Origin of the sequence: Streptomyces sp. NBC_01283 (assembly GCF_041435335.1) — a bacterium.
Taxonomy (GTDB): Bacteria; Actinomycetota; Actinomycetes; order Streptomycetales; family Streptomycetaceae; genus Streptomyces.
Window position 1 is genome coordinate 4482845 of the sequence record NZ_CP108430.1, and the last position, 23317, is coordinate 4506161.

The 23317-nt window shown below is 68.7% G+C and carries 26 protein-coding genes and 1 pseudogene; 9 read left to right on the plus strand and 18 right to left on the minus strand.

Features of this window, described 5'->3' with window-relative positions; genetic code table 11:
- Positions 1-469: 469 nt before the first annotated feature.
- The 13 genes from OG302_RS20360 to OG302_RS20420 all read right to left on the minus strand — a co-directional run bounded on the left by OG302_RS20360 (position 470) and on the right by OG302_RS20420 (position 10793).
- The gene (locus OG302_RS20360) at positions 470-1732 is read right to left on the minus strand and encodes a tyrosine-type recombinase/integrase (RefSeq protein ID WP_371528082.1); all 1263 of its coding nucleotides are present in this window, start codon (positions 1730-1732) and stop codon (positions 470-472) included.
- 81 nt (positions 1733-1813) lie between these two features.
- Positions 1814-2059, minus strand: a complete 246-nt coding sequence (locus OG302_RS20365; RefSeq protein ID WP_371528083.1) for a helix-turn-helix domain-containing protein — start codon at positions 2057-2059, stop codon at positions 1814-1816.
- A gap of 454 nt (positions 2060-2513) precedes the next feature.
- Positions 2514-3989, minus strand: coding sequence for an ATP-binding protein (locus tag OG302_RS20370; protein ID WP_371528084.1), 1476 nt, complete (start codon positions 3987-3989; stop codon positions 2514-2516).
- 3 nt (positions 3990-3992) lie between these two features.
- Positions 3993-4874, minus strand: coding sequence for a bifunctional DNA primase/polymerase (locus OG302_RS20375; protein ID WP_371528085.1), 882 nt, complete (start codon positions 4872-4874; stop codon positions 3993-3995).
- A gap of 83 nt (positions 4875-4957) precedes the next feature.
- Positions 4958-5434 (minus strand): hypothetical protein, encoded by a 477-nt coding sequence (locus tag OG302_RS20380; protein ID WP_371528086.1) that lies wholly within the window; start codon positions 5432-5434, stop codon positions 4958-4960.
- A 202-nt stretch (positions 5435-5636) separates the two neighbouring features.
- Positions 5637-7757: an FtsK/SpoIIIE domain-containing protein gene (locus OG302_RS20385; protein WP_371528087.1), complete on the minus strand. Its 2121-nt coding sequence runs from the start codon at positions 7755-7757 to the stop codon at positions 5637-5639.
- 107 nt (positions 7758-7864) lie between these two features.
- Positions 7865-8017, minus strand: coding sequence for a pRL2-8 (locus tag OG302_RS20390; RefSeq protein ID WP_371528088.1), 153 nt, complete (start codon positions 8015-8017; stop codon positions 7865-7867).
- A gap of 2 nt (positions 8018-8019) precedes the next feature.
- Entirely contained in the window at positions 8020-8337 is a 318-nt protein-coding gene (locus OG302_RS20395) for a hypothetical protein (protein ID WP_371528089.1), read from the minus strand.
- Positions 8337-9221, minus strand: coding sequence for a DUF2637 domain-containing protein (locus tag OG302_RS20400; protein WP_371528090.1), 885 nt, complete (start codon positions 9219-9221; stop codon positions 8337-8339). The genes OG302_RS20395 and OG302_RS20400 overlap by 1 nt, the downstream gene beginning before the upstream one ends.
- A complete protein-coding gene (locus OG302_RS20405) occupies positions 9218-9676 on the minus strand; it encodes a Pycsar system effector family protein (protein WP_371528091.1) in 459 nt (152 codons plus the stop codon). Before OG302_RS20405 ends, OG302_RS20400 begins: the two co-directional genes overlap by 4 nt.
- Positions 9673-9936: a DUF6284 family protein gene (locus tag OG302_RS20410; protein WP_371528092.1), complete on the minus strand. Its 264-nt coding sequence runs from the start codon at positions 9934-9936 to the stop codon at positions 9673-9675. The genes OG302_RS20405 and OG302_RS20410 overlap by 4 nt, the downstream gene beginning before the upstream one ends.
- Before the next feature lie 183 nt (positions 9937-10119).
- Positions 10120-10320, minus strand: coding sequence for a hypothetical protein (locus OG302_RS20415; RefSeq protein WP_371528093.1), 201 nt, complete (start codon positions 10318-10320; stop codon positions 10120-10122).
- A gap of 89 nt (positions 10321-10409) precedes the next feature.
- Positions 10410-10793, minus strand: coding sequence for an ATPase (locus OG302_RS20420; protein WP_371528094.1), 384 nt, complete (start codon positions 10791-10793; stop codon positions 10410-10412).
- Positions 10794-11299: 506 nt separating this feature from the next.
- On the opposite strand from OG302_RS20420, the gene OG302_RS20425 reads away from it, so the two are divergent.
- Both OG302_RS20425 and OG302_RS20430 read left to right on the plus strand, forming a co-directional pair.
- Complete coding sequence (locus OG302_RS20425; RefSeq protein WP_371528095.1) at positions 11300-12040, plus strand: GntR family transcriptional regulator; 741 nt, start codon at positions 11300-11302, stop codon at positions 12038-12040.
- Positions 12033-12608: a GNAT family N-acetyltransferase gene (locus tag OG302_RS20430; protein ID WP_371528096.1), complete on the plus strand. Its 576-nt coding sequence runs from the start codon at positions 12033-12035 to the stop codon at positions 12606-12608. Before OG302_RS20425 ends, OG302_RS20430 begins: the two co-directional genes overlap by 8 nt.
- Before the next feature lie 237 nt (positions 12609-12845).
- Here OG302_RS20430 and OG302_RS20435 read toward each other — a convergent pair whose 3' ends face one another.
- Positions 12846-13064 (minus strand): hypothetical protein, encoded by a 219-nt coding sequence (locus OG302_RS20435; RefSeq protein ID WP_371528097.1) that lies wholly within the window; start codon positions 13062-13064, stop codon positions 12846-12848.
- A gap of 154 nt (positions 13065-13218) precedes the next feature.
- Between OG302_RS20435 and OG302_RS20440 the strand changes: the two genes are divergently transcribed.
- From OG302_RS20440 to OG302_RS20455, 4 genes are all read left to right on the plus strand, one after another.
- Entirely contained in the window at positions 13219-13455 is a 237-nt protein-coding gene (locus OG302_RS20440; RefSeq protein WP_371528098.1) for a GntR family transcriptional regulator, read from the plus strand.
- 279 nt (positions 13456-13734) lie between these two features.
- Entirely contained in the window at positions 13735-13941 is a 207-nt protein-coding gene (locus OG302_RS20445) for a LexA family protein (RefSeq protein WP_371528099.1), read from the plus strand.
- Positions 13942-14160: 219 nt separating this feature from the next.
- Positions 14161-14349, plus strand: coding sequence for a hypothetical protein (locus OG302_RS20450; protein ID WP_371528100.1), 189 nt, complete (start codon positions 14161-14163; stop codon positions 14347-14349).
- Between the two features lie 755 nt (positions 14350-15104).
- Entirely contained in the window at positions 15105-16313 is a 1209-nt protein-coding gene (locus OG302_RS20455; RefSeq protein WP_371528101.1) for a pyridoxal phosphate-dependent aminotransferase, read from the plus strand.
- 76 nt (positions 16314-16389) lie between these two features.
- Here OG302_RS20455 and OG302_RS20460 read toward each other — a convergent pair whose 3' ends face one another.
- Both OG302_RS20460 and clpB read right to left on the minus strand, forming a co-directional pair.
- Complete coding sequence (locus tag OG302_RS20460) at positions 16390-16929, minus strand: YbjN domain-containing protein (protein WP_371528102.1); 540 nt, start codon at positions 16927-16929, stop codon at positions 16390-16392.
- An 83-nt stretch (positions 16930-17012) separates the two neighbouring features.
- Positions 17013-19610 carry an ATP-dependent chaperone ClpB gene (gene clpB / locus OG302_RS20465; RefSeq protein WP_371528103.1) on the minus strand — a complete coding sequence of 866 codons (2598 nt, stop codon included), beginning with the start codon at positions 19608-19610 and terminating at the stop codon, positions 17013-17015.
- Between the two features lie 170 nt (positions 19611-19780).
- Here clpB and OG302_RS20470 point away from each other — a divergent pair, with 170 nt between their 5' ends.
- Entirely contained in the window at positions 19781-20209 is a 429-nt protein-coding gene (locus tag OG302_RS20470) for a pyridoxamine 5'-phosphate oxidase family protein (protein WP_371528104.1), read from the plus strand.
- A 126-nt stretch (positions 20210-20335) separates the two neighbouring features.
- Here the strand turns inward: OG302_RS20470 and OG302_RS20475 are convergent, their stop codons facing one another.
- Positions 20336-20713 carry a hypothetical protein gene (locus OG302_RS20475; RefSeq protein ID WP_371528105.1) on the minus strand — a complete coding sequence of 126 codons (378 nt, stop codon included), beginning with the start codon at positions 20711-20713 and terminating at the stop codon, positions 20336-20338.
- A 454-nt stretch (positions 20714-21167) separates the two neighbouring features.
- On the opposite strand from OG302_RS20475, the gene OG302_RS20480 reads away from it, so the two are divergent.
- The gene (locus tag OG302_RS20480; RefSeq protein WP_371528106.1) at positions 21168-22001 is read left to right on the plus strand and encodes a helix-turn-helix transcriptional regulator; all 834 of its coding nucleotides are present in this window, start codon (positions 21168-21170) and stop codon (positions 21999-22001) included.
- Between the two features lie 68 nt (positions 22002-22069).
- A pseudogene (locus tag OG302_RS20485) lies at positions 22070-22762 on the plus strand (LuxR C-terminal-related transcriptional regulator); the annotation flags it as partial.
- Positions 22763-22774: 12 nt separating this feature from the next.
- Here the strand turns inward: OG302_RS20485 and OG302_RS20490 are convergent.
- Complete coding sequence (locus OG302_RS20490; protein ID WP_371528107.1) at positions 22775-23284, minus strand: hypothetical protein; 510 nt, start codon at positions 23282-23284, stop codon at positions 22775-22777.
- Between the last annotated feature and the right edge of the window lie 33 nt (positions 23285-23317).

Below are 23317 nucleotides of genomic sequence, written 5' to 3' on the forward strand. Positions count from 1 at the left end.
CCACCGCCGCCGCACGAAGAACCGCCGCCGCAGGACGAACCACCACCGCATGAGCCACCGCCGTGGTGACCCCCGCTGTCACCACCGCCGGCCCACCAGCTGCCGCCGGACCCCGCCGCACCGGCCGCACTGGACCCCGAACCGCCGGCGCTTCCCCGGCCCGCGTACACCGCGAGTCCGACGACCAGAGCCACCGCGATCACCACGAAGACCAAGACCATGACCTCCACGCCCCTTTCCATTCCCCCGAAGCAGGCCCCCCGTGGGTCCGCGTGGGTCAGCGTTCTTCTGCTTGTTTGTTCTTCTTGTTTCTTCTTCTTGTTTCTTCTTCTTGCCTCGTGCTTCTCGTGTGAAAGGGGAATGCCCCCGCACATCCCGGCCCAAAGCAGAGTTGAGGAACTTCAGAGGGTTCTCGCGGGGCAAATGCCCCTGACCTGCTCAGAGGTGCAGTTCAGGGGCCGTCCGCGCCTCACTGGGCCGTCTGTGGGCCGTCATCGCCTGCGGAGAGGGCTCCAAAGACCTGGTCGATGGCGCGCCGGGCGCGCTCCCGGCTATCGGGCATCAGATGGGCGTACACCCGCAGCGTCAGCCCCGGATCGGCGTGCCCCATGTACTCGCTGACGGCCTTGATGTTCTCGCCCGCGTCCAGCAAGGCGGAGGCGTAGAAGTGCCTCAGGGCGTGCATGCCGTGCTCGCGGGCTCCCGCGTAGCGTTCCCCTTCCTCAGCCTCCGGGATGAATCCCACCTTGGCGAGCGCGGGTTTCCAGTCCTTGGCGTTGAAGTTGCTGCGCCACACCATGCCCCCTTGCTCAGCGGTGAAGATCAGCCGGGCGGACACCTTCGGTCCCTCCGGCGTATCCCACGGCAACGTGATCTCCACGGGCTTGCGGGCGTCCATGTGCACCCGGAGGGCTCGCGCCACGGAATCAGGCAATGGCACGTCCCGCTTCTTGCCGCCCTTGGGAAGAGCGAACACCGGGCGTCCTTCAACGTGCTTGATCTGTCGGACCACATGGAGCGTTTGCCCGTCGGCGTCGATGGCGTCCTCCGCCAAGCCGAAGATCTCGCCCTGACGCAGGCCGCACCCGGCACCCACGTCGACCATCGCCCGGTACGGCTCCAGAAGGGCCGCTCGAACGGCGAACACCTGGTCGGGCACCCATGGGACTACCGGGTGCGCGTCAACCTTGGGCAGTCGCACGGTCCGCGCGCTGCAAGGGTTGCGGGACAGCAGAGAGTCATCGACAGCAGCAGACAGGACGGATCGAACGTCCGCGAAGATGTTGCGGGTATAGGACGGGCCCACACCGGGCTTCACTTCCAGCGCGACCAGGAGCTCCCTGATGTGCTCAGGCCGGAAGGTCCCGACCGGCCGGGAGCCGATCTCCGGGTAGACGTGCAACCGCAGGCGCCGGCCGAGTTCCTTCCGGCCCATCCGACTGGAGGTCTTGCTGTCCAACCACTTCTCCGCGTACTGCCGAAACGTGATCCGTACGGACTTCGGGTCGGTGTACTGACCGCGTGTCATGTCCGTCTCGATGGCGCTGAGCCACTTCTCGGCCTGGCGCTTCTGTCCGTCGGGGAAGCTCTTGGACTTCTCGGAGCCGTCCGGCCCGACGTAGCGGGCCCGGTAACGGAGGCCGCTGCCGTGGCGGTCGGTCTTGGCCCGGACGGTCTTGCCGTCGGCGTTGGTCTCGGTCTTGAACCAGCGGTCTTGGATGTGGCCAGCCATGTGGCGGCGGTCCCTTCTGACGCACGCAGGGAGGGCCGCGTGGCGGCCCTCCCTGCGAAGTTGAGTGATCTCGTGCGGACGTCAGGCGGCGTCAGCGTCGGCTTTCTGGCGTTCCATGACGTAGTCGCGTACGTCGGCCGGGTCGTAACGCACGTGCTTGCCGATGCGGAAGCCCGGCGGCCCTGTGCGCTTCCTGCGCCACTGGTAGACGGTCTCCTTGGGCACCTCGAACATCTCGGCGATGTCGTCAGGGGTGAGGTAGCGGTCGGGCAAGCCGCCCCGGAGGGTGGAGCGGGGGTCAGGTGAAGCGGAACGGGTTCGGCTCAAGGCGTCCTCAGGGGGTCGAGTCACGTTGCCGCTAGGCGCGGAAGGCTGCGTGTGTCCGAGGTGCGAATTTCTGCGTCATAGCGTCATCAGCGTCACCGGAGCGTCTGACCTGGTGTTTTGGTTGACGCAGCGGCTAGAGGATGCGTCATCAGCGCGTCATGGACCACGTCATCGGGTGACGCAGATGACGCAGGATGACGCAAAGACTGGCGTCTGCGTCATCGCTGTAGCAGCAGGTCAAGAGCCGTTTACCAGCGTCGGTGACGCAGATGACGCAGCGTCTCTCCTCTTAGGACAAAAGAAGGGGCATCTGCTGTAGTGCGGTGCCCTCAAAGCGCAAAGAAGGAGCCGCTGCGCGGCACGTCCTAAGGCGGCGTTCCGCCGAACAGCAAGAGGAGCACGCCCCAGCAGGTGGTGCTCCTCTTGCTTGTCCGGGTGAACGGCGGGTCACGGGCTAGAACATCCGCTTCTGCTCAGAGGGCGGCGGGGCGGTCAGGCGGGTCATTTCGAGGTAGCGGCCCTTGCTGGTGCGGCCCGCATCGATGAGGACACCCCGGGCGGCGAGGGTGGGCTGGAGGCGCTTGAGGCGGTCGGAGAGGACCTTGCCGGTGGTCGGCCAGCCCTTGGGCAAAGGACGTGATCCCTCATCGCTGTAGAGGCCGCTGAGAAGGTGCAGCCACTCGGTGGACGTCATCCGCTGCTCTGTACCCGGCTCCAAGCTGTCGGCATGCCGCAGGACGGTCTGCGCGAGGAGGTCGCCCTCGATGACGTCGTCGTTGAGATCGTCCAGGCTGGCTCGGTAGGCGCCCAGTGCTCCCAGGCCGGTGGCCTCATCGAGCTGCGCGCACAGGTGCGCGAAGTCGGCCATCCGCAGATCGGTGGGCGTCTCCGCGTGGGCGGCGCGGACTTTGACCGCGAGGTCCAGGAGCGAGCCGAGCACGACGGGCAGGACTTCCGCGTACTCCGCCCACAGTTCCGCTTCGGTGCGTCGGACGGTGGGCCGTTCCAGACGCAGCGGGAGGAGCCGTTCGGCGAGGTCGGGCCGGATGACGCCGACGTCGATCCCGGTCAGCAGCATGGGGCGGCGGTAGCGGGCCCGGACCACGTCCCCATCGGTGAACAGGGCGCGCTTGACGCTTTCGGCACCGGTGACGATGCAGCACATCGCATCCGACAGGTCCGGGGTCATGTGGGAGAGGTTGTCCAGCGCGGTGACCCATCCGGCGGCCACGGCCGCGATGAGGTTCTCCTCGTCCTTGGGGGCGCGGCGCAGGTCACTGCTCATGCCTTCGACGATGCGCACGAGCATGCGGCCCGCGGTGGACTTGCCCGCGCCCTGCGGGCCGGTGAGGAACGGGGCGGGGACGGGCACGGAGGGCCCAAGGCAGCCGATGAGCCAGGCGATGGCCAGGCATTCGGTCTCGGCGGTGGCGAAGTTACACAGCCGCAGCAGGAGGTCGATGCCCTTACCGTCGGTGTCCTTGGCGGGCAGGGGCAGTTCCCCGGTGAGCTGGGTGCGCCGCCAGCACACCTCGCGCGGGTCGGGGACGGTGATGTCCCAGCCGGTGGGGTGGATACGGACGGACTGTCCGTCGTTGCGGCCCAGGTCTAGCCACGTCGCCCCGTCAAATCCGGGCGCGACGCGGATGTGGACGGGCTGTACGTCCTCGGTCAGTGCCAGCGCTTCGATCAAGTCCAACGCCTCCTTGAGCGCGGTCCCGTTGAAGACACCGCGCCCGTCCTTGAACAGGCCGACCATGAGCTCCTGGCGGTGGCTGCCGGTGGTGCCCTGGGAGCGGATCGGGCGGGCCACGGGGTGGCCGTTCTTCTGCGCGTACACGGTTCCGTCGGCGGTGCGGAAGTACCGGAAGTGGGCCTGCGCGTAGTCGGTGATGACCTCGCGGGCGGGGTTCTTCTCGTCCTCGGACATGGCTCACATCCCCAGTGCGGTGCGGGCGTTGTTCCACGCCTCGGTGCAGTGCCGGGCGGATTCGCCCTTGGCCTGCGCGGCGATGAACAGCCGTGCGACGTGGGCGTCGGTGAGGCAGCCACACCGGCCGTGGACGGAGAGCACGGCCAGGAACGTGCGGTAGACGGTGGCGTGCACCGCCTCGCGGGCCTGGGTGATGCGCTGTTCGGCCATGGCGAGGCCACGTTCCAGGTAGGTCGGTGTGCGGTGCGGGCACTGCCCGCTCCCGCCCGGTGCGGGCACGGCAATGGCTACCGGGCGGGCCGTGGCGGGTTCCTTCACGGCCAGCGTGCGCACGATCTCGGGCAGGGCCGTGATGGTGCCGGTGCCGGGGCCGAGCCACCGGGCGTACTGCATGGACGACTTGATATCGACGCTGGGCCGTACCGCGTTAGCGGAGGGCATGGCGCCCTGGTAGATCCAGTGCTCGCCCCGGGTGGTGGGCACGGTCCGGGTGGCGGGCAGGGTCTCGCGGGCCCACGTGATCGCGTCGGCGTCGTCGAGGTCGACGACCGTGAGACCGGCCCCGCCGGGGTGGTAGGCGATGGCGGACGCCTGCGCCCAGGCGCGCCGCCAGATGCCGGAGTTGATGACGGCCGGGTCGGTGGTGGCGGCGGCCCAGCCGTGGCAGGGCGCCGGGCAGGCGCACGGGCCGGGAGTCTTCATGTCCGGCCGCCCGCCGCACGCGTTGCCTGCGCAGGTCCGGCAGTTGCCGAACGGTACCTTCCCCGCCCGCAGAGGCAGGACGGGCACACCGGCGTCTGCGAGGTCCAGGGCGGTGCGCAGGTGCTCGGCGGGCAGTAACGGCCGGTGGCGCTCTCGCCGGTTGGCGGTGAGTTGGGTCATGCTGGGCTCCTCCACAGGTTCTGTAGGGATCAGGTGGACAAGGGCGGCCCCGGACTTTGGCGAGACGGGGGCCGCCCTTGGCGTTACTGCTGGTTGTTGGTCTTGGCCCATACGCCGCTGGTGCGGCTGTGGACGTTGCGGCGGTCCTGGTAGACGGGGCCTTCGTAGTGGTGGTGGATGTCCGGGGCGGGCTTGGCACGTTTGGCGAGCCGGGCGAGGGCGAGCACGAGCACCGTTGGGGCGCCGAACACGAGGCCGCAGACGACCGGGTCAGCGAACTGGGAGACGTACATGAGCACGGCCGCCGTGCCGCCGACCATGGCAGTGGTGGCGCCCCCGGCGAGCATGAGCACGCTGGCATCGGTGGCGCCCTGGCTCATCGGGGGCCGCCCGGGCTGAGCCACGGCCGGGGCGTCGCCGTGGGCGGGCAGGGGCGAGTGGTCACGGTAGGCGGTGGGCCGGTAGGCGTCCGCGATGATCCGGCGGGCCTCGGTTTCGGCCTGGGCTTCGCTCAGGCCGGGGCTCGGGGCGTGGGTTTGAGGGGGTGTCTCGGGATGCATGCGGAATACCTTCCGAGATGGGGCAGGGAGGCGGAGGCACCCCCTGCCGGGTGGCGTGTCGAGGGGGTTTCAGGGGGGCTGACCTGCGGGCCTCCCTGCCTCCCTGAGCGATCATTCATGCAGGTCAGAGCCAGGGATGCGGGCCAGGGAGGCGGTCAGGGAGTTCTCCCTGCCTCCCTGACCTGAACGGGCCCGCCTCCCTCTACTCCGAGGCGGAAGCGGAACCCTCGCCGTCGCGGTTGGCGAGGGCGCGGGCGAGTCGGTCGGCGGCGATGACCATGCGGCCGTCGGACTTGTAGGGCTCGGCCCCGGTGCCGTCCAGAACGCGCTTGAGGTCGACGAAGGACCACTTGCCGTAGGCGTCCGCGTTGAGAGCGGCGAGCCGCTTGAGGACGTCCTGGGTGAGCAGCCGCGGGGACGTGCCGAGCACGGCGGCGATGTCAGCGAGCGGGTCGCGCTCCTCGCCCCGCTCGATGGCGTGCAGGGTGGTGACCCCGTCGCGCAGGGCCTTGGCGCGCTCCGTGATGGCTTCGGCCGCGTCGTCGTCGATGTAGTGCGTGCGCACCGTGATGGACGACTGCCCCTGGGGAATGTCGATCCCGGACGACGCGACGACCAGGGTTCCCTGATCCAGGCCCGGACGCAGCAGGTTCGGCGCGGCCCCGCCGTCGACCGCCTTGTCCCCCAGCGCCATGCGCGCCTGCGACTCCGTGCCCAGGGCGAGCGAGGCGCGGGTGTGGGCGCCCTCGCGGACCAGCTTGGGCAGGTTCTCGTTGGTGGGGTCCTGAGTGCCTTGCCACATCAGGACGTTGACCGCACGACCCTGGTTGTGGATTTTGCGGACGGCCATGAAGTAGCGGGAGTTGGCCTTGGAGCCGCCGTAGGGCCGCTTCTCGTCGTCCTTGGCCGGGCACATGAACGCCACCTGCGCCTCATCCACCAGCACGATCAGCGCCGGGAACACGGTTCCGGGCGGCGCCTGAATGCGGCGGTTCATCTCCTCCACCGCGCCCTCGACCATCTCCGTGACCTGGATGACGTGCTCATCGGTCGGCCCCTGAATGAGGGTGGTGGCCAGGCCATCGAACATGCCCCAGTCACCCACGCCCTTGAGGTCACCCATCAGGAACTGCACCGACCGATCCAGCGCCACCCACAGCGCGAGGGAACGCAGGGCAACGGTCTTGCCCTGGTTGGACAGACCCGTGATGAGCAGGTGGCGCTGGTAGAGGCTCAGCGCCGCCGCGTCGCCGCGCAGGTCCTTGCCCCAGGGAGCGCGGCCCTTGGTGTAATCGGCGGTCATCGTCTCGTCGGTGACCAGCGGAGACGGCCCGATCGGCTCATCCAACGCCCCGGAGTCAGCGATCCACAGCCGCACAGTGCGGGCGGCCTGGGGGATGGTGATGAACACTTCGTGCTCGTGCCGGGTCAGGTTCTCCGCGAGCTTCCGCCGTTTGTTCTGCACCTCGATCGTCGACACCCCGGACGGCAGGGTGACGTCGACCTCGACGCCGCATCCGGCGATCGTGATCGGGCCGAGCATGGCCGCGCCTGCGTCGCCCATCTCCTTGATGGCGTTGCGCAGCGCGGGCACTCCGAGGTCGCGCAGGGCCTTGACCACGATGGATGGGGTGATCGGCTCGCCCTCGCCGTTGCGGATGTTGGCGGGCAGCGCCCAGTTGGGTGCGGCCTGTTGCTTGCGGCCGACGGCCCACAGGGCGAGCAGCGCGAGGAACGGGCCGATCGTCAGGGCGGGGCCCCAGACGACTTGCACGATCCGGATGAGCAGGCCGATGAACTCGATCGTTGCGGCGAGCGGGGTGATGACGTCGGTGACGTTGCCGTTGTTGATGGCCATCACGATGCCCAGCGCGACCAGGGTTCCGATGCCCATGCCGGTGCCGACCAGGGCGCCCTTGGCCGCGTCCACGGGCGAGTGGAGCAGGTCCATGCGGCGGCGGTGGCGCGCGTCGCGGAAGCGCTGGAGGCGCTCCTCCCACTCCTGGGCCACTTCGTAGTTGCCAGCGGCTTCAGCCGCGCGCAGCATGCGTTCGTAGCGGGAGCCGGTGCGGCCGTCCCAGGTGCGGCGGGCCACGATCCGGCCCCCGCCAAACACGTACATGCTGTGGCGGGCGATCGCTCGCGCGGCCGTGGTGGTGCGCTCGTCGGTGGCGATCCGGCGCACTGCGCGTCCGGAGCGCACCCACAGCGGCACGACCGGCGCGGCGGCGGGCTCGGGGACCACGCTCAGCGTGGTCACGGTCGCGGTGCCGGCGGCGGGCGGGTCGGGGTTCTTGTGCAGGTGAACGACGTTCTCGCTCATGACGGAGAAACTCCTGACTACCCCTTCCGGGGCGGGAAGTTGAGGGGCGCCGGGGCGGCTGTGGAGGAGGGGCCGCCCCGGCGGGGGTGCGCTCACGGCCAGCGGGGCTACTTGGGCACGAGGTAGGGGCAGCCGTTGTGCAGGTGGTCCAGACACGGCAGGCAGTCCTGGCCGGGGCTGAGGCGGCGGTGGATGCTCTTGTCGTGGGCGTGCTGCCAGCACTGCGGGCACTCACCGCCAGGCGCGGGTTTGGCGGCCATGCTCACCACCACCCCGAGGACTTCTTTGCGGCCTTGTTGGTGGCGGCCTCGTTCACGAGGCGCTGCCGCTCGGCCTGCAAGGCGGTGATCTCTGCCTGAAGGCGGGTGGTGGCCGCGTTCCACGCGGTGTCGGCGCTCTCCTCGCTGCGGGCACCGCTCTTGCCCCGTGCGACTGTCACGGAGCCGCTGGCGCAGGCGGCGAGGATGGCGCGTCGCTCGCGGCCGGTCAGCGGCCACATCTGGCGTCCCTGGGCTGCTTCGAGCTTGCGGGTGGTGTCCCGGATCTCGCGGTCGATGCGGCGGGTATCAGGCTTGCCCATCAGGCCACCGCCTCCGCGCGCTCGGCCCGCAGCGTCTCGCGCAGGGTGCGGGCGTTCTTCGGGGAGGTGTGCACGGCCAGCCGGATGCCTTCGGCGGTCAGCTTCGCGTCCGGCCATCCGGCCGTTGCGGTGCGGGCCTCGTCGAGCAGCTCGTCCGGGGTGCGCTTGGGGCGGGGCGATCGGGCGACGTCGGGGACGCGGCCGGTTGCCCGGCGGGTGCGGGTCGACTCTGCGGCCACCGCACGCGACTCGATCGACGCCACCGGGGTCGGCTCGATCGCGGGAAGGGGCTTGAGCGGCATCGCCGACTTCAGGAACCCGACCGGAACCGGAGTCGGCAGCGCGACGGGGTTCGCAGCGCGCGGCTCGGGGGTCGATTCGGGGAGGTCAGCGGTAGACCGATTGCTCACGATCTCGGTCGATTCCTCCGTATTTGCGGTCGGAGGGTCGATCGGGGCGGGTTGGTGGTGCAGGACCTTGGCGACCAGATCGGACCCGAAGTAGATCGACCCGACCGGCAGCGAAGTGGCGAGCAGCACCAGGGCCCAGTTGGCGGGGTCCCAGTCGGCCAGTCGACTCCAGTCGACCGTCCGGCCGTGCAGTTCGGGCACCAGGCCGTGCACGTAGTTGAGGACCAGCGAGGCACCGGTGTAGGTGCCCAGCACGCGCAGCGCGAACGTCCGATCCCGCCCGGCGAGCACCAGAGTGGCGACCAGGGCGAGCGCCATCAGTCCGTCGACCACGAACGGGTAGAGCGTGGCGGCAGTGGCGTCGGCGCCGACCGCGCCTGCGATGTCGCGCAGCGCGTTCCACGAGACGCGAAAGGCCATGGCGACGACCGCGACCAGCGCGGCAATCAGGAGGATCTTCCCCTTGCGGTTCATGCCAGTACACCCCCTGCCGCGATGAGGGCGGCGAGGACGAGCAGCGCGCCGCCCACGCGGGTCAGGTCGACCGCCCGCTTCAGGCCGGTGAACTTGGCGACCGCGATCCGGGAGAGTTCCGCGATGTGCTGCGCGCGGTGGTCCTCGGCCAGTTCGGCGGTGATCTGTTCGGCGCTCAGCGTCGCCCACCGGGGGAACCCGACCGGGCGGGCACCGCCCAGGTTCGGGCGCACCGACGACAGCAGCAGTCCCGCCGCAGCGAGCAGCAGCGCCGTACCGAGTCCGCCCACCACATAGGCGGGGAGAGTCAGGGGCGCGTCCTTGGCGATGGTCCAGGTTCCGGCGAGCAGGGCGCCGACGAAGGCGAGCAGCAGGCTGGTCTTGGTGTCGGTCCGCGAGATCTCGGCTTTCACCTCAGCGTGCGCGGCTGTCAGCTTGGAGTCGGTGGCACTCACGCGCCCACCCCCGCAGCCGTGGCGGCGGCGTTGGCGAGCGTCACGCGGGCCGCCAGCGCCTTGCGGCGGGCCCGGCGAAGGCGCCGCTCGTCCAGCTCGTTCGGCGTGCGGTCCAACGTGATGATCTGTGCGTCCAGCAGCTCGACATCCGCCAGGATGACGGGCATCTCGCGTTCGATGGCCTCCAGCTCAGCGGCCGTGGGCTCCATCCACGGCTCGAAGGCGGTAACAGCGGCCTGAACAGTGACGATGTGGTCCATGGGTCGTGTTCTCCCTAGCAGGTGGCAACGGCCCGAACAGCACCCCCGGAGCTGCAACTCCGGGGGTGCGCGCCGTTGAGAAGAAGCCGCACACGGTGCGGCGATGCGGTCAGCGAGTGCGACCGCAGTGCCCCGGCAGGGAGTCGAACCCAGCCTTGCGACCATCGGGGCGATGAAGCTCGGTCAGAAGCGCTTGACGCCACCGGGGACGAACGGCGGGTCGACGATGACGGCGGCGTCGCAGTCGCTGCTTTGGCACGTGTAGTGGCCGCCCTGGTCCGTCATTCCCTGGCCGTGGTGGTCGGGAGAGCCGGTCATCTGCTCGGTGTAGGCGGCGTGCTTGGCCTCGTCTTCAGTCATGCCGGAGTACATGCGCGAGCTCATAGCGATCTCCTTGTGAGACGTGGATGTTCGTTGGAGGGGGCTGTCCGGCCTCCCTTGCCGCCCGGATCACCGGGCGACGCGGGCAACCGTCAGCGCTGCACGACCGCCTTGCCCAGGTCCCGGTGGACGACGGTCACGGAATGCCCGTCAGTGGTGAGCCGCTCGGCCAGTGCACGGGCGAACGTGGGGGCGCGGTGGCGACCGCCCGCGCATCCGTCGGCGACGGTGACCGTTCCGGCGCTGGGACCGGAGGCGAACGCGGCGACCGCTGTGGCGGTGGCCGCCACCAGGTCGCTGATGCCGGGCGTGCCCAGCACGGCGGTACGCACCGGCTCGTCATCCGCCGTCATGTACCGCAGCTCCGGTGATACGTGCGGGTCGCGGAAGTGCTGGCGCAGGTCGATGGTCAGGTGCGCGGCGGGTGGGGCCTCGTGCAGGTAGCCGAACGAAACGATCTCAACAGCAGTACTCATGAAGGACTCCCAGGAAACGAAGGGGTGTTCCGGCTCCCCTCAGCGCTGCTCGTACGAGACGAGCAGCGGAGGCAACCGGCCGCAGCCGTAGGCCGCGAAGCAGTTGAGCTGCGCTGTTCCACGCACGGAGACAGGACCCGTGCGCATCCGCCCTCTTGCAGAGGTGGGGCGGACTGACCTCCTGAACCCATCGACCGCCTGTGTTCAGGCGGCTGGGTCGGCACGCTGTTGAGTTCTCAAGGCGCCACAGGGCGCTGCAATCGCATGCGATGAGCGTGGTAACCCCTGGCCGGGGCTCCCGCCTTCACGGGACTCATCGAGCGCTTTCAGTCCATCCATAGCTCTGTACGGGCCCCCTCTTCCGACTTGTCTGGAGGAGTGGGCCGTGGCAAGAGTTTGCACACCCTGACCTTGGAAGGTCAAGCCTTCTCGTCTAACTTGTATGGAGGAGTCGGAGCGTAGAAAGGAACACACAGATGCGACGGGGACTGACGAAATCTCAAGAAGTGGCTGCTGACCTGCGAGAACAGATCAGTTCCGGAGAGCTCGGAGGAGGCCAAGCCCTTCCGAGCGAATCCAAGATGATGTCCGCCTACGGATACAGCCGAGAGACCATCCGGGCGGGCGTGCGCTTGCTCATCGATGAGGGGCTTGTGGTTACCGGGCAGGGGTCCGGCAAGTACGTGCGGGAGGACTACCCGCCCGTGATCTGGAACTGGTCGACCCTGGAAAGCCGCAGCCGCCACGCCAACGCCGTAGAGGGAAAGACCTCTGGCGATCAGTGGGCGACCGCCGTGACAGAGGACGGGAAGACGCCTCGACAGGACATCAGCGTGAGCATCGTGGAAGCCCCAGAACACGTTCACGAGGCGCTCGAACTTGCCGACGGAGCGCTGGCCGTCTGTCGGCAGCGCGTGCGCTACATCGACAACCGGCCGTATGCCTTGGCCGACTCGTACTTCCCGCAGGAACTCGTCAATGGCACACCGCTGATGGAGCCCCGCGACGTGGCGGCGCCCGGCGGGGTACTAGCTTCCGTGGGCCTGATCCAGTCCCGGTACCGCGATGAGATCGCGGTACGTATGCCCACTCGGAAGGAGGCGGAGCTCCTCGCCCTCCCAGCTGCAACACCCATCGCTGAGCACACCCGGACCGGCTACGACGCGGACGGCAAGCCGCTTCGCTGCATGGTCACCATCCTCCCCGGAGACAGGCACAAGATCCTTTATGAAGTCGACAGTGACTGAGGTACTTCGCCCCGCCGGCCCCGCGGATGTGGACGCGCTGATGGCGCTCCGCACGGAGGCTGAGGCGTGGCTCAAGGACAAGGACACCGACCAGTGGAACGACGCTGAGACGGGCACCCGAGCCATCGCAAAATGGCGGGCGACCATCGACGACGGGCGCACATGGGTGGTCGTGGACACGGGGACGGGCGAGATCCTCGCAACGGTGAGCCGTGGCCCGGCAGACCGTGACTTCTGGACCGACGCTGATGTGCTGGAGTCTGGGCTCCACCTGTACAAACTCATCGTGGCCCGGAGCGCTTCCGGACGTCAGTTGGGCGCCCGGGTGGTCGACTGGATGTCGCGACTCGCAGCGTTGGAGGGGCGGGATTGGTTGCGCATCGACACTTGGCGAACCAACACAGGACTGCACAGGTACTACGAGCAGCTTGGGTTCAAGCACGTGCGCACTGAGGCTCCCGCGCACCGGCTTTCTGGTTGGATGGCTCAGCGCCCCGCAGGAGAACTTACCTATCCAGAGGCCCTACTGGCGGTCTCTGGGGCTGGTTCGAGCGGCGTCAATCACTGACGGCACATGAAGTCGAACCTAGCTACTTCTGTTCGAACTCCGCCGGGCGCTTCGGACAGCGAGGGCCGCACTCGTACACCTCGATGGACAAGTCGTGTGCATCGAGGTGCCCTTCGGCGCGACCGGCGGATCGGGCCCCCTTCCCAAGGGTCTCGCCGCACCAGCAGCACTGCCAGCCGCTGTACTGCCGGGCGTTGAGTTCCCTTGCGGGCGGCGGTTTGGGTCGCCAGGCCTCATTCATGGCTGGTCGGCGTACGGGACCAGGCCGTACATCTCGCGGCAGGGGCCGCAGGCGAACTGCACGCCCCCCGGCCCGGAGCCCTGTTCCTGCACGTTGATGACGCGGGTGTCGGCGCTATAGCCGAGGTGCCAAGCGCAGTAGCCGTAGCTGACCGGCGCCATCGTGGCTCTGTTGGGGCTGTCCGGGGCGTTCTGATCCTGCGTACGCTCGTTCACGTCGACTCCATCCAGTCGTCCACGCCCCTGGGTCGTTCGCGCGACCGCAGGGGTGCTGTTCGTTCACGCAGCGTAGTACTAGCTAGCTAGGGTAGCTAGGCAAGACAGGCAATCTCGTCTCGCCGATCAGGCTTGTACTGCCTAGCTTCGGATCATGGATTGGAAGCCGGACATCCCGCGTTGGAAGCAGGTGTACGCGCTCTTTGAGCAGCGGATCGCTGACGGGGAGTACCCGCCGGGGAGTCAGCTGCCGGGCGTACTCGCGATCCAGGATGAGTTCGGCATCGCGCAGATGACGGCCCGGCGCGTCCTCACGGAGCTCCGAGCCTCGGGGTTGGCGCAGATGCAGCCAGGCATCGGGACGTTTGTCACCGAGTTGCCCAAGCCATAGCGACGGTCAAAACCTGAGATCGATCTCGTGGTGGTGCTTCACCTTGACCTAAAAATCGAACATACGATCTAGTGAATCCATGAACCCCTCGATTCCCGAAGATCTAGTACGCGTGCAACGGGAGTGGAGCGCGACCTACGAGCAGCTCGCCCAGCGTCCGGGCCGCACTGCACTGCGCCGCCGATTGCTAACGCTCTCCACGGCTCTGGCGCGGCACCCGCTGAGTCCCGCCGGGCGGGCCGCGCTACGGCAGCGTGCCCGCTCGGACGGCGCCGGACAGTGAGTCTCACGGAGCGCCAGGAGCAGATCCTTCGCTGCATCAGGGAGGCTATAGCCGAGACGGGGGAGTGCCCCACCCTCGAAGAGATCGGGACCAAGGTAGGGCTCACGAGCAAGTCAGCCGTGCACTACCAGCTGAAGCGCCTCGAAGCGTGCGGGCTCATCGCTCGCGCTGGCCAGGGCGCCCGGATATACCGACTCGCCTAAGTCCCGACTCCGTGAGCGTCGCCCGCCCGATAGGCGCCCCCTTCCTGCTCGTCTCCCACAAGGGCAGACGCACAAGCGGAGCGGCTCAGCCACCTGTTCGTGATCCTTGCATGTCAACGGGTGAACTAGCACGGCTAATTCCGGTTAAGGGCTCCTCAAAGGGAGGAGAGTGGGGGTGGGATCCCTCCGGGTTCTGGTGCTCCCTTGGAAGGTGTCCCAATGAACGCGTCGTCGCCTGAACAGGCTGCGGTGATCGTGGAGATCGTGGACGCGGTCCGTGAGGTGAGCTACTGGCGAGCTGGCGTCTTGATGGAGCTATTCGTGCGCGATGCAGATCTGGCCGGTCTGATCGCTCTACGCACTTCCCTCGCCGAGGAGGCCGCAGCGGTCGGCTGGCCGTCGAAATAGGAACTCCCGCTCGCCACTGTCTCTCACCTTCGCCAGGGGACCCACAACCCTTGGCCAGGTGCTAGGTGAGGTGGCTGGCGGCGAGTGCGGCCACCGCCGCTTGTCGGCGATCGACGGCGGCCGCAAGGCGCGGAGACATTGTGGCTCCCCCACAGGTGTCCCCGCGCCATTTCGTCCTCCCCCGTTGGAGCGAGCGGGAGTCGCCCCAAAGGTGGCGGGGAGGACGGGATGCCGGGGCCCCTGTATCCGCTGCAGGATCCGAGGGCTCCGGCCATCTTCGGCCGTCCTGTCCTGTGAGCGGCCCGGGGTCTGGGAGCCGAGAAGCACAGTGACCATGCGAGGTGTCGGCACGGGCACCAGCCTTTGCTTCACACGGTATCCAGCCCAAGCGCACGTACCCACAGTGCGCACCCTCGGACCGGAGCATTTCCAGCGCACCGGCTCACGCCCAGGCGCATGAAACAGCGCCACTCACCAGGCCACGTCTCAGCAGCCACAGGAGCAAGATCTAGGGACGGGCTCTGGGGTCGTGCGGCTCGTAAGACTGCTCTTTCGGTGCCTTCCTCTCCGCCCTGGTGAGCATGCGCGTGCAGGGCCCGAGCCGGGCCGTCTCCGGGCCGTCCAACAAGGATCGGCAACGACCAACGACGATCAACAACGACGCCCCCGCCGCAGGTCAGGAGCCACTCCCCGGGCATCACTTCAGGCCCCAAAGCCCGTACGTGAGTTGAGGAACTCCAGAGGTTCGGCGCAGGATGGCGGCCATGACCTCCACATCCGGGAGCGGGCGCCCGCTGCTCAACCGCCGCCTCGCCGAGTTCGGTACGACGATTTTCGCCGAGATGTCCGCGCTGGCCGTGAAAACGGGTGCCATCAACCTCGGGCAGGGCTTTCCCGACACGGACGGCCCCGAGGAGATCCGCGAGGCCGCGGTCCGCGCCCTGCGTGACGGGCGCGGCAACCAGTACCCGCCGGGCCCCGGCATCCCGGAGCTCCGCACCGCGATCGCCGCGCACCAGCAGCACCGGTACGGACTCGCGTACGACCCCGACCGCGAGGTCCTGGTCACGGCGGGTGCCACCGAGGCCATCGCCGCGTCCCTGCTGGCCCTGGTCGAGCCCGGCGACGAGGTCATCGCCCTGGAGCCGTACTACGACTCGTACGCGGCGTCGATCGCCCTCGCCGGGGGCAAGCGGGTCCCCGTGACGCTGCGCCCCGACGCGGCCGAGGGGCGCTTCCGCCTCGATCTGGACGAGCTGCGCGACGCCATCACGCCCCACACCCGGCTGCTGCTCCTGAACACCCCGCACAACCCGACGGGCACGGTCCTGACCCGCGCGGAGCTCACCGAGATCGCGAGGCTCGCGGTCGAGCGGGACCTGCTCGTCGTCACGGACGAGGTGTACGAGCACCTGGTCTTCGACGACGGCGAGGGCACGGCGCACATCCCGCTCGCCTCCTTCCCCGGCATGCGCGAGCGCACGGTGACGATCGGCTCCGCGGGCAAGACGTTCTCGTTCACCGGCTGGAAGGTCGGCTGGATCACGTCCTCGCCGGAGCTCGTGACGGCGGTCCGCTCGGCGAAGCAGTTCCTCACCTACGTGTCGTCGGGCCCGTTCCAGTACGCGATCGCGGAGGCCCTCGCCCTGCCCGACGCGTACTTCACGTCGTTCGCCGAGGGCATGCGCGCCAAGCGGGACCTCCTGAGCGAGGGCCTGACGGCCGCGGGCTTCGACGTCTACCGCCCGGCGGGCACGTACTTCGTCACCACCGACATCCGGCCCCTGGGCGAGTCGGACGGCTTCGCCTTCTGCCGGGCCCTGCCCGAGCGCATCGGCGTCGTCGCCATCCCGAACGCGGTCTTCTACGACCACCGGGAGGCCGGGGCGCCGTTCGTGCGCTTCGCGTTCTGCAAGAAGGACGAGGTCCTGGCCGACGCTGTCTCGCGGCTCAAGTCGCTGTAGCCCCGGACACCACGAGAGCCCGGCCGGGGTGCCCAGTGGTGGGCGCCCCGGCCGGGCTCGGTGACGCTGTGGAGACCTAGGCCTCGTCGTCGGGCTTCTCTTCACCCTCGGTGCCGTCGACCTCGGCCTCCAGGCCGAGCTGCTCGACCAGCCACTTGTCGAACTCGATGGCGGCCCGCACCCAGCTGACCGTCGACGACACGAAGTGCTCGAGCGCGACGCCCGTGCCGATCAGCATCTGCGCCTCGCCGATGAGGCGGACGGTGCCGTCGTCGTGCGTGTGCGTGTAGACCTTCGGCCACAGGGTGCGGCGGTTCCAGTCGTCGATCGCCTCAAGGATCTGGGGCTTCTCTTCGATGCCGTGCGCGCGGTCGTAGAACGTCCGCACCGAGAAGACCTGCTGGTCGTCCTCGCCACGGAACATGAAGTACGTGCGGAACTCCTCCCACGGCGCCGCGAGGTCTCCCTCTTCGTCGACGACGTGCTTGAGCTCCATCTGGTCCAGGAGCTGCTTGACCAGGTCCTGGTCGGGGACAACGGGGCCCGCCGGTCCATCGCCCTGCTGCGGTTCGGGCTGTCCCCCGAAATTCGGAATCGAGGACGGGTCGATGCTCACGTGCTTAGTCCCTTCGTACGGATTCCGCCATCCTGCCCCATGTCGGGCGGGGGCCCGCAACCCCCGCCCCCGATGTGACCGGGTTATGCCGTCCCGGCCGTCGCCGGACCGACGATCAGGCCATCGCCGAAGGTGTCCACGCGGACCGTGTCGCCGTCCTTCACCTCGCCCGAGAGGATCTCCTTGGCGAGCCGGTCGCCGATGGACGTCTGGATGAGGCGGCGCAGCGGGCGCGCGCCGTACGCCGGGTCGTTGCCCTCGTCCGCCAGCCATGCCAGCGCCTCCGGGGAGACCTCCAGCGTGAGCCGCCGCTCGGCGAGCCTCGCGGCGAGCCGGTCGATCTGCAGCTGGGCGATGTGCGCCAGCTCGTCCTTGCCGAGCGCGGAGAAGACGACGAGGTCGTCAAGCCGGTTCAGGAACTCCGGCTTGAAAGAGGCCCGTACGACTTCGAGGACCTGCTGCTTCTTCTCCTCCTCGGAGGTCAGCGGCTCGACGAGGTACTGACTGCCGAGGTTGGAGGTCAGGACGAGGATGGTGTTGCGGAAGTCCACCGTCCGTCCCTGCCCGTCCGTGAGGCGTCCGTCGTCGAGGACCTGGAGCAGCACGTCGAAGACTTCCGGGTGCGCCTTCTCGACCTCGTCGAGGAGCACGACGCTGTACGGGCGCCGGCGCACGGCCTCGGTGAGCTGGCCGCCCTCCTCGTAGCCGACGTACCCGGGCGGGGCGCCGACCAGCCTGGCCACGCTGTGCTTCTCGCCGTACTCGCTCATGTCGATGCGGACCATGGCGCGCTCGTCGTCGAAGAGGAAGTCCGCGAGGGCCTTCGCCAGCTCGGTCTTGCCGACGCCGGTCGGCCCGAGGAAGAGGAAGGACCCGGTGGGCCGGTCGGGGTCGGCGATCCCGGCGCGCGTGCGCCGCACGGCGTCGGACACGGCCTGCACGGCCTCGGTCTGGCCGACGAGCCGCTTGCCCAGCTCGTCCTCCATGCGCAGCAGCTTCTGCGTCTCGCCTTCGAGGAGCCGCCCGGCGGGGATGCCCGTCCAGGCACCGACCACGTCGGCGATGTCGTCGGGGCCGACCTCCTCCTTGACCATGGTGTCCTTGGACACCTCTTCCTCGGCCTCGGAAGCGACCTCCAGGTCGTGTTCGAGGGTGGGGATCTCGCCGTAGAGCAGCTTGCTCGCGGTGTCGAAGTCGCCGTCGCGCTGGGCGCGCTCGGCCTGGCCGCGCAGCTCGTCGAGCTTCTCCTTCAGCTCACCGACGCGGTTGAGGGACTGCTTCTCCTTCTCCCAGCGCGCGTTGAGCCCGCGCAGCTCCTCCTCCTTGTCGGCGAGGTCGCGCCGCAGCCGTTCGAGGCGCTCCTTGCTCGCGGGGTCGGTCTCCTTGCTGAGCGCCAGCTCCTCCATCTTCAGCCGGTCGACGGAACGCTGGAGCTCGTCGATCTCCAGGGGGGAGGAGTCGATCTCCATCCGGAGCCGGGACGCGGCCTCGTCGACGAGGTCGATGGCCTTGTCGGGCAGGAAGCGCGAGGTGATGTACCGGTCGGAGAGCGCGGCGGCGGCGACGAGCGCGCTGTCGGCGATCTGCACCTTGTGGTGCGCCTCGTAGCGCCCCTTGAGCCCGCGGAGGATCGCGATGGAGTCCTCGACGCTCGGCTCGTCGACGAGCACCTGCTGGAAGCGCCGTTCGAGTGCGGGGTCCTTCTCGATCCGCTCGCGGTACTCGTCGAGGGTGGTGGCGCCGACCATCCGCAGCTCACCGCGGGCGAGCATGGGCTTGAGCATGTTGCCGGCGTCCATGGCGGAGTCGCCGCCCGCGCCGGCGCCGACGACGGTGTGCAGCTCGTCGATGAACGTGATGATCTGGCCGTCGCTCTCCTTGATCTCGGAGAGGACGGTCTTGAGCCGCTCCTCGAACTCGCCGCGGTACTTCGCGCCGGCGACCATGGCCCCCAGGTCGAGGGAGACGAGCCGCTTGTTCTTCAGCGACTCGGGAACGTCGCCCTTCACGATGCGCTGCGCGAGCCCTTCGACGACGGCGGTCTTGCCGACGCCGGGCTCGCCGATGAGCACGGGGTTGTTCTTCGTGCGCCGTGAGAGGACCTGCACCACGCGCCGGATCTCCTGATCACGGCCGATGACGGGGTCGAGCTTGCCTTCCCTGGCGGCGGCGGTGAAGTCGGTGCCGAACTTCTCCAGGGCCTTGTACTGGCCCTCCGGATCCGGTGTGGTCACCCGACGTCCTCCCCTTGCCGTCTCGAACGCGTCGAGCAGTTTCTTGGCGGTGGCCCCGTGCTTGCTCAGGACCTCTCCGGCGGGACCGCCCTTGGCGGCGGTGCCGATCAGCAGATGCTCGGTGGAGAGGTAATCATCGCCCAGCTCCTTCGCCCGCTGCGAGGCGTCGGCGATGACCGCGAGCAGGTCGCGGTTGGGCTGCGGCGGTGCGACGGTCGACCCGGTGACGCTGGGCAGGGCGCTCAGGGCGCGCTCGGCGTCGGCACGGACGGCGGCCTGGTCGGCCTCGACCGCGGCGAGCAGGTCGGTGATGTTCTCGTTGTCCTGCCCCTCAAGCAGTGCCAGCAGCAGATGCGCGGGGGTCAGATCGGGATGCCCTTCCTGCACGGCCCGACTGCTGGCCGCGTTGATCGCGTCCCGGCTCCTGTTGGTCAGCTCGGCGTCCACGTGCGTCGTCTCCTCCTTGCGTCCTTGCGGTGCGTACGGCGTTCGCGTACGGGTGCGTGCGTTCTCCCTGGCGGGTTCCGCGACCTCACCTGACTTAAACAGCGTACATAAAGTTGAGTCTATTCCACTCAAGGGAAGGTGATGGCCGGAGAACGGCTAGGTTCCCTCGCATGGCCATGGACCCTCACCACCCGACCCCGGCGTATCTCAGCTTCTGGCGTGAACGGCATCTGTGCACGCTGACGACCCCGCGACCCGACGGCACCCCGCACGTGGTTCCCGTAGGTGTCACCTACGACCCGGAGACGGGTGTGGCCCGCGTCCTCGCAAACAAGTCGAGCGCGAAGGTCGCCCACGTGCTCGCGGCGACGGACGGGGAGGGTCCCGGGGCGCGGGTGGCGGTCTGCCAGGTCGAGGGGCGGCGCTGGGCGACGCTGGAGGGGCACGCGCGCATCCGTACGGAGGAGGCCGGGATCGCGGTGGCGATGCGGCGCTACGAGGAGCGGTACGGGAGGGTGCCGAGGCCGAATCCGGACCGCGTGCTGATCGAGATCACGCTGACGCGGGCGATGGGCACGAAGTCCTTGCTGGAGGCATAGCCTCCGGGCCCGCAGCGCCAGCCTTCCCCCCTCGCACACACCACAGCGGCGCCACCGTGTTCAGGTCCACGGTGGCGCCGCTGCTGGGGGAAGCACCTGCGCGATGTACAACGACGGGGGATCGCGTCAGGCGCTGCGGGGGGTGGCTGTAATGGTTCTTGTAGTGGTGGAACTCTGCTGGTCCTGCCGCTCGCGGCCGACGCCGGGCTGCCCCGGCTCACCGACCAGCTGGTGGTCACGCCGGTCGAGATTGACGAAGACCATCCCGTACCGAATGGCACACCGCACGGGCTGTGGGGCGCCCCGCGGCTTGCGGAGGCACCGGTAGGCCCGGATCTCCTCCTCGTCGTCACGGGTGACGACCACCGGCTCCCCGAGGAGCGTGACCATCAGCGAGTCGCCGGCGTGGGGTATCGCGGTGGCGAGATCGATGAAGTGCCAGCCGGAACGGTAGGCGGTGGCCATTTCTCGGCGGAAGGTGCGGTCGTCGGGCGGGGTGCTCATGCGTCGCCCCCTGCCGGCGCCACGCCCCACACGAGATCTCCGGGCAAGGCCGAAACGGAAGGAGCCTTCGCGGGCTTGGCCCCCCAGACAAGATCACACGTACTCACCGTGCCCAGGGCAAGCCCTGCGGAGAAGGTGGTGACAAGCACCGAGCGAAGCATGCGCTTAAACATGGTCGGCTTCGTCCTCACTTGGTAGGTTCCTCTCCCCCGGCTCAACAAGACGATGTCTCAATTCAGCACGTCAAAGCCACAGGGTGGATGCATCATGTTCCTGCACGTTCAGGACCCTGGGGGGTGGAGATTTGCTTACAACAGGCGCAATACCGACACATCCTCACCCCTCAACCCCACTTTGTGTCGAGGGATCAGAGTTGTACGCCACTGCTCTGCGTACAGGACGCCTGACGCGGGCCGAGGCCGAGAAGGTTCCCTGCCTAGTGGAATCCGGGCTCATGCACCCGGACCCCGACGACGCCGACTGGCTGCGTCCCGTGCCGCCGTCCGCCGCGCTCGCCCAGCGGCTGCACCCCATCGAGCGCGAGATACAGGAACGCCGAAGGATCGCCGTTGAACTAACCGATGTCTTCGAGCCATTCATGGCGATCACCTCACAGATGGAACCCACCACTCAGGGGTTCACCGTTCTGGAGGGAGACGCCCGGATCGGCGCAGTCATCGAACGGGCCACGGCGGAGTGCCGTTCCGAGATCCTCACGATCCAGCCCGGCGGCGGACGCAGCGAGAACGTGCTCAACCTGGCGATGAAACGCGGGCAGACCGTCATCGACCGGGGCATCACCATGCGCACCCTCTACCAGCACACCGTCAGGCACAGTCAGGGAACGTTGGCCTACGCGGCACGGATGGCCCAGGGGAACGTCGCCGTACGGACCCTGGAGGAGCTGGTCGACCGACTGATGATCTTCGATCGCACGGTCGCCCTGATTCCCGCGCACACCCGGCAGGACGCGGCTCTGGAGCTTCGTCACCCTGGCCTGATCGAGTACCTGGCCAAGGTCTTCGAGCAACTCTGGAGCCGGGCGACCCCCCTGGTCGACGACGTGCCGTACGCCCCACCCACCAACGGCATCACCGGCGTACAGCGCACGATCGCCAGAATGCTCATCGAGGGCCACGTCGACGAGGCAATCGCCCGCAGGCTCGGCATGAACGTCCGCACCTGCCGCGCCCACATCGCTAAGATCGCCGCCGCCCTGGGCAGCGGGAGCCGAGCTCAACTCGGCTATCTGATCGCCCAGTCCGGAATCCTCGACAAGGATCACTGAACTCGGCGATGGAATGAGTCGACGTGACGACAGAACCCCGTGCCCACGAGGCCGATGAAGCCGCCACCACCACGGAGCTGAGGGGAATCGCCCGCATCAACGAAGCCGTCGGCCGGGCCGAGGCGGCGGCCTCGCAGGAAGTGCTCACCATCCAGCCCGGCGGATCCCGCCCTCCCGACATCCTGGAAGCCGCCCTTCCGCGCGAGCAGGCGCTGCTCACCCGTGGCTGCCGGATGCGGACGCTCTACCAGCACACGACGCGTCACTCGCTGCCTGCTCTGGCCCACTTCGAACAGCTCGACGGGGATGTCGAGGTGCGCACCCTCGACGAGGTCACCGAGCGGCTCTTCGTCTTCGACCGCAAGGTCGCCTTCATCCCCGCGAGCGAGGACCGCAGCCGCGCCCTCGAACTGCGCCACCCCGCCGTGGTCGGCTACCTCGCCACCACCTTCGACCGGCTGTGGCGCCTTGCCACCCCCATGTGGCCCCAGTCGGCGCCCCAGCCTGCGGAGAACGGCATCACCACCCGCCAACGCGCCATCGCCGCTTTCCTCACCGAGGGGCTGACCGATTCCGAGATCTCCGCGCGTCTGGGCATGAATGTCCGCACCGCACGCGTCCACATAGCCAAACTCGCCGCCATCCTCGGCAGCGAAAGCCGGGCCCAACTCGGCTATCTCATAGGCCGGTCAGGAATTCTCGACACGGAAGAGACGGAAGAGACGGGGGAGACCGGGGATACGGGGGACGCGGAGGGCTGAACCTGCCGCAGGTCAGTCGTTCAGGTCCGTCCAGGTGCGCAGCAGGGCCTCGCGGTCCGATGTCTTCGGGGTGCCGCCCTCGTGGCGTCTGCCCCATTCCGCCATCGCCGCCAGCGTCGTCAGCAGCGTGCCCGCGCCCTGCGTGAGGCGGGACAGGAGGGCGCGGGAGAGCTCGTACTCCGTCTGCGAGTAGCCCGTGGCCGCCGCCGTGTACACCGTCAGGTCCGTGTCGCCCTCGGCGCCCGAGACCCGCAGCGTCATCGTGGGCGCCTCGTCGCCGCCGCCGAGGCCCACCGTCAGCGCCAGGTCCACCAGCACGCCCACGTTGCGCTTCAGGGACTTCACGGGGGCGTCCTCGACCGAAAGGGCGTGGACGTCCTCCCAGGGCCACAGACCCGCCTGCTTGTCCCCCAGGGCCACCACTCCCTCCGGAGTGAGCCGCGCCCCCGCCGCGAGGCCCGACGGCTTCGCGCCCACGTACACATCGCCCTCGGCGATCCAGAAAAGTCCCACCATGGTCATGGCGAGCCCCCCACTTCCCCAGCATGAAACAAG